Source organism: Betaproteobacteria bacterium, from assembly GCA_009693245.1.
Classification (GTDB): domain Bacteria; phylum Pseudomonadota; class Gammaproteobacteria; order Burkholderiales; family SHXO01; genus SHXO01.
Genome location: SHXO01000105.1, coordinates 1 through 10,090 on the forward strand (window position 1 = coordinate 1; position 10,090 = coordinate 10,090).

Below are 10,090 nucleotides of genomic sequence, written 5' to 3' on the forward strand. Positions count from 1 at the left end.
TCTTGCATTGACGCGCTGGGGAGTTGGTTCCCTATGGCTATCGGGTGCCCTGGTACTTTTGGTTTTTATTGCGCTGATGTGCTTACCCAGAACGAAGGGATGTCAATAAGGGTTGGCAACCGGTAACTCCTGCGCGGGATAGAGCGAAATAATTTTTGGCCCCGTGGGTGTGAGCACCACTTCTTCTTCGATACGGGCGGCGGAAACGCCGTCGCTCGCGGGGCAATAGGTTTCCACCGCGAACACCATTCCGGTTTTGAGTTCGATGGGTTCGCGATAGGAGTTCAAGCGGCTGATGATGGGCCGCTCGTGCAGGCCCAGCCCCAAGCCGTGGCAGAAATTCAAACCGAAGGCATCCATCTCGCTGGCGAAGCCGATCTCGTCCGCCTTCGGAAAGGCATTGGCCACCACGTCGCTGCTCATGCCGGGCTTGATGAAATCGATGGCCTTGTCCATCCACTCGCGCGCTTTCTTGTAGGCCGTGCGCTGCGGCTCCGTGGCGCGGCCCACGCTGAAGGTGCGGTAGTAGCAAGTGCGGTAGCCCATGAAGGATTGGATCACGTCGAAGAAGGCTTGGTCGCCGGGGCGAATGAGGCGGTCGGTGAAGTTGTGGGGGTGCGGCGAGCAACGCTCGCCGGAAATGGCGTTGATGGCCTCCACGCAATCGGACCCCATTTCATAGAGCCGCGCCGTTGCCAGCGCGACGATCTGGCTCTCCTTCACGCCGGGTTTAAGGGCTTCCGCGATATCCTGGTACACGCCATCCACCATGGCGGCCGCCATGTTGAGCAAGGTGATTTCATCGATGCTCTTCACCTCGCGCGCTTGCAACATGGTCTGCTGGCCGTCTCGCACTTCGATGCCTAAGCGCTGCAACTCGAAGAGCATGGGCAATTCCACCATGTCCACGCCCAACGGCATGTTCGCCACGCCTTCTTCTTCGAGCAATGCCTTGATCTCCTGGGCGGCCTCGCGAAACAGCGTGATGTTGGAGCCCACGGCGCCGCGCATGCCGAGCAGACCGGCGCGGCAATGATTGGGCTCGAGCCATGGCGCGTAGAGTTTGTGGTGTTTGGCGGCGGAACCAAAATCCCAAATATAGGGATTGCCGTTTCCGGTGAGGAGCGAGTAGCGCGTGAGCTTGTCGCGTGCCCACTCGCCGATGACGGTGCTTGTCGTATAGCGAATATTGCCTTGGTCAAAGCACAGGAGCGCGCCCATTCCTGAGGCGTTGAGCGCTGCGCGCAAGCGCGCCAAGCGGTAGTCGTGCAGGCGGCGAAAGTTGACGCGCTCCTCGAAATCCACCTGGGTGTGACCCGGTGCTTGCAGCGGGCGGCTCCAGTCGTGGTGGGGGTCGATATCGTCGGGCCGGATGATCTTGGGTTCGCCTAATGAGCGGGTCATCGCTTGTCTCCTCGTTTCTTGGGGCTTAGTTTAATGAGATCTTTCAACGTGTGGCCCACGCCCTCGAAAAAAGTACGCACTTCCGCTTCGATAAGAGCGGGAAGGTTGCGCGGTACGGGCATACCGTAGATGTACTTGCGCACGCCGAAGTAGAAGATCCGGGAATTCACGCTCCACACCAATTCGATCTCCGTGCTGGTGAGCGGAACTTGATCCGCCCCCGGCAACCGGTAAAAACGCCTGATCTCCTTGCATATGGGGCGCACGATGCGGGCAGTGACGCGCGCGAAGAACTTGCGGTTGAGATCAGAGCCCTTCAATCCCGCGAACATCAGCAGCCGCACCCATTCGTAGGAGAGAATGGTCTGCGCGTAGAGTTTGTAGAAGCGCACCATGCGTTCTTCCAGCGCAATGGATTGGTCCAGGATCAGCACCTCCCAAGCGGGATTCCAGCGGCCGAGATAGACCTCTTGGTAAACGCGTTCGATCAACGCCTCCTTGTTGGGGAAATAGCGGAAGAGCAACGCATGGGTGATGCGGGCGCGCCGCGCCAATTCGCGCGTGTCCCCGGCGAATCCCACTTCGGCGAAGAACGCCACGGCCTCGCGCAAGATATGTTTTTCCCGCTCCGCGCGCGGCAAGCGCGTGCCGCGCGGGGGCGGTTGCACGCGCACTCTTGCCGCGCGCAGCGGCGCGCGGACGCGGCTGCCGTCAATGTTCATGTTGTGGGCCACTGCGAGAAAACCTATCTTGTCTTGACTGGTGAGCAGATGGTTACTACTATGACTCGGGCTGGAGTGGGAGGCAAGGGGTCCCACCGAAAGTTTTCTGCTGCAACACAACAAAGCTAGGCGTAGCCATGGGGAGCGTTGGGAGTATGAAGAGCCTGCGAGGACCTGTCCATTTAGCATCGGTTTATCTAGGCGGGAGGCGAGCGTTGCTGCGGGCCTGCGCCGCATCCTTGTTGTTGTTTGGTGCGATGCCAGATCGCGGCCTTGCGCAAGGCAAGGAACCCATCAAGATCGGGGCGGTGTTCTCCATGACGGGAGCGGGCGCGGGCCTGGGATTGGCCGAGCGCAACGGCGCCCAACTCGCCGAGAAGATGATCAATGAGCGCGGCGGCATCAAGGGGCGGCCCCTCAAAATTATTTTCGAGGACGATGGTTCGAAGGCCGACATTGCCAAGAGCAAAGCGGAGCACCTCATCTTTAACGAGAAGGTCCAGGCCATGTTGGGCCCATCCCTCACGGCGAGCACGGGGGCGATCGCCGCCGTGACCCATGCGCAGCAAATGCCCCAGATCGCGGTGACTGGACTGGGCCCGGCCATCGAACTCACCTACAAGTCCCTTTTCCATGTCATGCCGCCCCAGGTGCTGAATGCCAAGGCCATGCTGGAGTACACCACCAAGGCGCTCAAGCTGAAGAAGGTAGGGGCGTTGCACGACTCGGGGTATGGCCAGTTGGTCATGAATGCCCTGCAATCGCAGTCCGCCGCTTATGGTGTGGAGTTCGTGGCAATCGAAAAATTCGAAGTGGGCGCGACGGATGTTTCCACGCAGGCCGCAAAGGTGCGAGCCGCGAATCCGGAAGTCGTATTCATCATCGCCACCAATCCGACACCATTCCGTAATGCCCGCCAGATTAGAATCACCCAGCCCATCGTGTCGGCCATCGGATCCTCGGCCTACCAGTACGTGAACGGCATGGGAGAGCACGGCCACGACATCGTGTTCCCGGAGTTCATGGTGGCGGAAGACCCGTTACCCCACCAAAAGGATTTCGTCGAACTTTATCGCAAGGCCTACAACGCGCCCCCGAAGAACTATGAGGCCGCCGGTTGGGATGCGGTGCACATCATCGCGCGCGCACTGGAGAAGGCCGGGCCCGACGCCACGGGGGAAGCGCTGGCCAAGGCCATACGCGAGCCCTACCAAGGCGAGCTGGCCAATTACAATTTCGCCGCGCCCGATATGACCGGCATCGAGTTGTCCAGTTATGTATTTTCCAAGCTGGTCAACGGAAAGTTCACGCGGTTACCCTTCACCGCGAAATAGAAAGCGAGGGGGAGGAGAGAGGAGACGGAGGGCGGCAGCCTGAGGGGGCCGCCCTCCGATTTCCCGTGTCTACAAGACCAATAGTCCGAGGAGGAGAATCATGAAGAGGAACGTCGAATTCAACAGCAAGGGATCCAAGATCCGCGGCGTGTTGGCGACACCCGAGACAGGCAAGGGGCCCTTTCCAATCGCCGTCATGGGAGGCGGCTGGTGTTACGTCAAGGAGATCGTATTGCCGCATTATGCGCAGGCGATCTTGAACGCCGGGGTGGCGGTGTTGATGTTCGACTACCGCGGCTTGGGCGAGAGTGAAGGGGAAGTGCGCCAGCACATCGATCCATGGGGCCAAGTAGAAGATTACAAGAACGCCATCAGCTTCGTCGCGAAGCAGCCCGAGATCGACAGCCAGCGCGTCGGCATCTGGGGCATTTCCTACGCCGGCGGTCACGTCATCATCGTGGGCGCCACGGATCCGCGCGTGAAGTGCATCGTGTCCACGGTGCCCGTGGTGGAAGGCTGGGAAACCATGAAGCGCTGCCATGGCGAGCGCAAATTCGCCAAGCTGCTCGATCTCGTGATGGAAGACCGCGTGCGCCGCTCCGACGGCCAGCCCAGTTCCATGATGCCCATGTCGCATCTGGATCCCGACAACAATTTGTCGAGTTGGCCCTTCCCCCACGTATACGAAATCTTTCAGCGCATCAAGGAAACCGAAGCACCACGCCACGAGCACCGCAACACCATCGAGTCCATGGAGTTGCTGCTCCAGTACAACGTCTTCCCCTACGCCAAGATGATTCTCAATACACCTACCCTGGTGGCGGTGGCGGAGCAAGACAACATTACACAGTGGGATCTGGAAATCCAGATGTACAACGCCATCACCGCCGGCAACAAGGAATTGGTCGTGCTGGAAAAGGTGAATCACATGAGCCTGTACTCCACGCGCAATCACTTGGAGATGGCTTCCGCCCATCACGGGCGGTTCTTGAAGAAGCATTTGATCGATAAATTCGCGTGATAGGGAGGAGGGAGGGGGGAGGAGGGAGGAGAACGGCGCACATAGCGCCGTTTTTCTGTTGGGCGCGGTTTGGGCCAGTGCATTCGCGTGGCGCGCGATTGCCTTTGCTCCTCCCTCCTCCCTCCTCCCTCCTCCCTTGAAAGTGGACACCACTCTCCTCCTGCAATCCGCGCTCGCGGGCACGACCAACGGGTTCGTATACGGTTTGATCGGGCTTGGGATCTCGGTGATCTTTCGCGGCACGCGGATCATCAACGCCATGCAAGGGGAGTCGGCGCTGGTGGGCGGTGTGGTGTCGTTTCTCGTCTTGGAGAAGCTGGGGTTGCCGCTTTACGCGGCGGCGCTGGGTGGCGTGCTCGGCGGGGGATTGCTGGGCTATGTCGCCGAGGTGCTTCTGGTGCGGCCCACGCGCCGGCGCGGCGGCAGCGAGGAAAGCTATCTACTTCTCACCCTGGGGATCGCCTTCGCCATTTCCGCCAGCGTGTTGTTCTTTTTCGGGCGAGATTCTCACATTTTGCCGGGCATCGGCGGCGAAGCCAGCGTCGTATTCTTCGATGCCGCCATTCGCATTCATGCGCTGTGGCTCATCATTATTTCTTCTCTGGTGATGGTGTTGCTGTGGTGGTTCTTTAACCGCACGCACCTGGGCCTTTCCATGATGGCTTCCTCGTTGGATGAAGAAGGCGCGGCCACCATCGGAATCAACGTGCCGCGCATGCGGACTCTCACCTTTGTGCTGGGCGGATTGATGGGCGGACTGGCAGGTGTCTTGGTCTCGCCGCTCATCACCTTGCATTACGAAATGGGGTTGTTGCTCACCTTGAAGGGCTTCGCCGCGGCCATTCTCGGTGGCCTGGCAAATCCCTTCGGTGCCGTGGTGGGAGGGGTCACGTTGGGCGTGATCGAATCCGTAGCGGTGTTGTCCGTGTCCTCCGGCTACAAGGACGTGATCGCCATGTCGCTCCTCATCGTGATCATGATCTTGATGCCCCACGGCATGCTGGGTCGCGGCACGCGCAAGGGCGGGTGAGGTCCGTGAGCGCGGCACGGGTCGTTTTAATCGCGGTAGCGGTCATTCTATGGGCTGTCATTCCCGGCTTTGCTTCGCGCAGCGTGCTGGATATGCTGGTGTTTGCCGGGCTCTACACCATCGCCGGATTGGGTGTGTCGTTCCTGCTCGGGCAGTGCGGCATCGTGACGCTGGCGCAAAGTGTGTTCTTTGGCATTGGCGCTTACGCGTGCGCTTACTGCACGACGCATTTGGGTTGGATGGCCCCTCCAGGTTTCGTCATCGGCACCGCCGTGAGCGGCTTGATCGCCTTCGCGGTGGGGTGGCCCATCTTGCGGTTGTCTGGTTATTTTCTAGCGCTTGCCACCTTGGCCCTCGCAATCATTGGGCATGTCATTTTTCTCGAATGGGAATGGCTCACGGGCGGAACCCTTGGCATCGGCGGAATTCCGCCGTTGAATTTTTTTGGTTTCTCCTTGAATTCGCCACAGCGTTTCTACTACCTGGTGTGGCCCGCCGCGCTCTTGGTGCTTTGGCTGCACCGCAATTTGCTGAATGCGCGCATCGGCTTCGCCATACGCGCCATGCGCGATGCGCCGGCCGCCGCCCAAGTGTTGGGAATCGACACCCATGTACTCAAGGTCAAGATGTTCGTGCTGAGCGCCGTGTTGGGCGCCTTCGCCGGGAGTTTGTTCGCGCACTACGTCACCTTTGTCAGCGTGGATAGTTTCGGCGTGGACCGCGCCATCAACTTTCTCTTGCTCGCTGTGTTGGGCGGCGCCCAGACTCTGTTCGGTACGGTACTAGGAGCGCTCTTCATCGCCTTCATGCCAAATATCTTGAGCCGTTTCGGCGACATTCACGGTGTGCTATTCGCCGCCTGTTTGATACTGGCCGTGATATTTCTACCCGAGGGATTCGGCGGCGCCTTGCGGCGCGCGTTTGCGGGGGCTGGGCAAAAGCCATGAGCCATCAACTGGAAGTGCGCGCCGTATCTCACAGCTTTCGCGGTTTGAGCGTGCTGCGCGGCGTGAACTTCGTCGTCCCCGATGGGCAGATCGTGGGATTGATCGGTCCCAATGGCGCGGGCAAGAGCACGTTGTTCAACATCATCTCCGGATTTCTCGAACCCAACCAGGGCCAAGTGTTTTTTCAGGGCGAGGATATCAACCGGCTGAGCGTGCCCCAGCGCAGCCAGAAGGGCTTGCTGCGTAGTTTTCAAACTCCCCAGGTTTTCGCGCGCCTGACGGTACGCGAAAACCTCATGGCTGGCTGTTACAAGGAAACTTCCAGCGGGGTGGTGGCGGGGCTCGTGGGGTGGGGGGGCAGACGTGAACGGCGGGCCATGGAGGAGGCGGCCAGCCAGGCGTGCGAGACTTTTGGGTTGGCGGGCGTACGAGACCGGTTGGCGGGCAAGTTGCCGGGCGGGCAGCAGAGGCTGGTGGAACTGGCGCGGGCCGCGGTGGGAAAGCCTAAGTTGCTGTGCCTGGATGAACCCTCATCCGGGCTCAATACGGAGGAGGTCAACCAGCTCATGAGTATGCTTCGGCGGATGAATGCTCAGGGCGTGACCATATTGCTGGTGTCCCACGACATGGATTTGGTGGCGGTGGCGAGCGAGATTCACGTGCTTTGCTTCGGCGAAATCATCGCCAGCGGCCCCTTCGCGCGGTTGAAGGGCGATGCGCGCGTGCGCGAAGCCTACTTGGGCGTCTAGCCCGCATTTCTCACAAGTCGCCCCCCCGTTATGCATACCTCCTCGCCCAATCTATCTACGACTTCTGTGCCATCATCCCGCGCCCCTGTGAGAAATACGGGCTAGCCGTGTTGAGCATCGAAAACATCGAGGCAGGTTACGGTGGCATTCCAGTCCTGCGCGGGGTTTCCGCGGCGATCGAACGCAACGAAGCCGTGGCCATCATCGGTGCCAATGGCGCTGGAAAATCGACCCTGGTGCGCGCGATCTGCGGTTTGCTCCCGCTCACCGGCGGGCGCATCGTGCGAGACGGGCAGGACATACAGCGGTTGCCTCCTCACAAGCGCTCGCAGCATGGCATCGCGGTGGTGCTGGAGAACCGGCATCTCTTCGGCGAGTTGTCCGTGCGGGCCAATCTCGAACTGGCCTCCATCCATGGCAAGGCGCGCGCGGCTGGGGGGCGCCGCTTTGGCCTGGACGATGTATTGCAGCTCTTTCCTTTCGTCCGCACTCGTTTGGACGCGCCGGTGGAACTGCTCTCCGGTGGCGAGCAGCAGATGGTGGCCATTGCCCGCGCTTTGTTGTTGCAACCGGATTTGCTCATACTTGACGAGCCCTCCACGGGGCTCTCGCCCAAGGTGGTGAAAGACATCGTAGGCGTCATGGCTACCCTGCGGGAGGGCGGCATGAGTATTCTTTTGGTCGAGCAAAACGTGGCGCTGGCGGCGCAGACTTCCGAGCGTGCTTACGTGATGTCGCTGGGGCGCGTGGTGCACGAAATCAAGCGCGGCGAGTGGGAAGGTTTTCGCGACAACGAGGCGCTGATCAAGGCTTACTTGGGTGGGACAGCGTAGGTTCCACCACCCTAACCCTCCCCCGCACGCTGCGCATGCAAGGGAGGGAACTCGCGGCCGTGCAAGGATTCCCTCCCCTGCGCGCAGCGCGGGGGAGGGTTAGGGTGGGGGCGAATCAACCCATGCGCCTAGACCCAAGCGGCTGGACCACCCGTATCACCGATGAGGATATCGCCCGCTACGTGGGAAGCGGTGCGTGGAGCAACACCACGGTGTGGCAAGCCGCGCTGGAGCAAGCACGCCACGGCGCACACAGAGTAGCCGTGGCCGGCGAGGGGGCCTGCCTCACCTTCGGCGAAGTGGTAGCGCAGGCGAGACTATTGGCGGCGGGGATGCATGGGATGGGGTTGAAAGCGGGTGATGTCATCAGCTTTCAATTGCCCAACTGGCACGAGACCATGGTCATCAACTTGGCTGCCGCTTATCTAGGCCTGGTGTGCAATCCCATCGTGCCCATTTACCGCGACGCCGAAGTGCGCCACATATTGCGCGATGCTAGAAGCAAGCTGTATTTCATCCCGCGAACCTTCCGCTCCTACGACTTCGCCGAAATGGCGCAGCGCCTGCGCCCGGAACTGCCTAGCCTGAAGGAAGTTGTGGTGCTGCGAGGGGAGGCGGCGGGCTGCCTGAGATTCGAGGATTTGTTGGGCGAGCCGCTCGTCCGCGACAGCGATACCGATCCGAACAACGTCAAGCTGGTGATGTACACCTCTGGCACCACGGGCACCCCCAAGGGCGTGCTGCACAGCCACAACACCCTCATGGCGGAGATGGGCGCGGTGCGGCGGTTCTGGGGTATCACGGACCAGGATGTGGTGCTCATGCCCTCGCCCGTCACCCACATCACGGGCTATCTCTACGCCTTGGAAATTGCCTTCGCGGCCGGGGTGAAAGTTGTGCTCATGGAAAAGTGGAACGCGGCGCAAGCCGTGGATCTGATCCATGAACACGGCGTGACCTTTACCGTGGGCGCCACGCCCTTTCTCAAGGAATTGACGGACGAGCTATTGGCGCGCAAGGCCGTGCTGCCCAGCATGCGATTGTTCATGAGCGGCGGCGCGCCGGTGCCGCCGGAAGCGATCCGCCGCGCCAATGAAGTTTTGCCCCACGGTATGGCGTTCCGCGTCTACGGCAGTACGGAAGCGCCCACTGTTACCCTGGGCATACGCAGCCGTGCGCAATGCGAATTGGGTGCGACCACGGACGGCCAGATTGTCAATCATGAAGTGCGCTTGTGCGACCCGGTGAGCGGTGCGGTGCTGAGCGCTGGCGAGGGCGAGATCTGCACCCGTGGCCCCGAGATGATGATGGGTTACACGCGTTGGGAGGACACCTTGGAAGCCTTTGGCGCCGGGGGCTTTTTCCACACGGGGGACCTGGGTTATTACGTGCAAGGCGGCTACCTATGCGTGAGCGGGCGCAAGAAAGATCTCATCATCCGGGGCGGCGAGAACATCAGCCCCAAGGAGATCGAAGACGTGCTCCACACGCACCCGGCCATCCGGGAGGCAGCGGTGGTGGCCATGCCGCACGAGCGCTTGGGGGAAGGGGTGTGCGCCTTCGTGATGCTAAAGGGGAACCAAGGGTGGAGTCAGGGCGTGGACGTGGCCGGTCTGGCCCAATTTCTGGAGCGGGCTGGGCTCGCCAAACAGAAGTTTCCCGAGCGGGTGGAGGTGGTGGCGGATCTGCCGCGAACGGCTTCGGGCAAGGTGCAGAAAAATATTCTGCGCCATCGGGTCGTCGCTAAGGAGGCGTGAAACCCAACGCGAATTTCGCGAAACAGATTGACGGCACCCATACAAGTAGTAATCTCGTTTAGGCAAACCTGCGGGTGGTTTCTCGTCACGGTTCTCCCCGGCTAAGGTTGGTCCGCGCGTGCTTCACAGGCAATGCGCGTGGGTAGAGCGCGCCGAGCAACTCACTCGGATGGGAGATCCGCTGGTGGGGTTGAAGGCGCAGATTGATTGGGAGGCCTTTCGGCCCCAGTTGGCGCGAGTGCACGAGAAGGAGCGCAAGAGCGCGGCGGGGGCCAAGCCCTACGATGTGGTGC

Annotated in this window: 9 protein-coding genes; 7 read left to right on the top strand and 2 right to left on the bottom strand. The window is 60.8% G+C overall.

Annotation, left to right across the window (positions count from 1 at the left end):
- Positions 1–102: 102 nt before the first annotated feature.
- Complete coding sequence (locus EXR36_14310; GenBank protein ID MSQ60769.1) at positions 103–1,404, bottom strand: aminopeptidase P family protein; 1,302 nt, start codon at positions 1,402–1,404, stop codon at positions 103–105.
- A complete protein-coding gene (locus tag EXR36_14315; GenBank protein ID MSQ60770.1) occupies positions 1,401–2,126 on the bottom strand; it encodes a TetR/AcrR family transcriptional regulator in 726 nt (241 codons plus the stop codon). Before EXR36_14315 ends, EXR36_14310 begins: the two co-directional genes overlap by 4 nt.
- 155 nt (positions 2,127–2,281) lie before the next feature.
- Here EXR36_14315 and EXR36_14320 point away from each other — a divergent pair, with 155 nt between their 5' ends.
- The 7 genes from EXR36_14320 (at position 2,282) to EXR36_14350 (ending at position 9,797) form a co-directional block, all read left to right on the top strand.
- A complete protein-coding gene (locus EXR36_14320; protein MSQ60771.1) occupies positions 2,282–3,460 on the top strand; it encodes an ABC transporter substrate-binding protein in 1,179 nt (392 codons plus the stop codon).
- Positions 3,461–3,557: 97 nt separating this feature from the next.
- Positions 3,558–4,481: an alpha/beta hydrolase gene (locus EXR36_14325; protein MSQ60772.1), complete on the top strand. Its 924-nt coding sequence runs from the start codon at positions 3,558–3,560 to the stop codon at positions 4,479–4,481.
- 142 nt (positions 4,482–4,623) lie between these two features.
- Positions 4,624–5,511, top strand: a complete 888-nt coding sequence (locus EXR36_14330; GenBank protein MSQ60773.1) for a branched-chain amino acid ABC transporter permease — start codon at positions 4,624–4,626, stop codon at positions 5,509–5,511.
- A gap of 5 nt (positions 5,512–5,516) precedes the next feature.
- Positions 5,517–6,458, top strand: a complete 942-nt coding sequence (locus EXR36_14335) for a branched-chain amino acid ABC transporter permease (protein MSQ60774.1) — start codon at positions 5,517–5,519, stop codon at positions 6,456–6,458.
- Positions 6,455–7,207: an ABC transporter ATP-binding protein gene (locus EXR36_14340; GenBank protein MSQ60775.1), complete on the top strand. Its 753-nt coding sequence runs from the start codon at positions 6,455–6,457 to the stop codon at positions 7,205–7,207. The genes EXR36_14335 and EXR36_14340 overlap by 4 nt, the downstream gene beginning before the upstream one ends.
- 107 nt (positions 7,208–7,314) lie before the next feature.
- Positions 7,315–8,040, top strand: a complete 726-nt coding sequence (locus EXR36_14345; GenBank protein MSQ60776.1) for an ABC transporter ATP-binding protein — start codon at positions 7,315–7,317, stop codon at positions 8,038–8,040.
- Positions 8,041–8,162: 122 nt separating this feature from the next.
- On the top strand, positions 8,163–9,797 hold the full coding sequence (locus EXR36_14350; GenBank protein MSQ60777.1) for a cyclohexanecarboxylate-CoA ligase: 1,635 nt from the start codon (positions 8,163–8,165) through the stop codon (positions 9,795–9,797).
- Positions 9,798–10,090 lie beyond the last annotated feature (293 nt).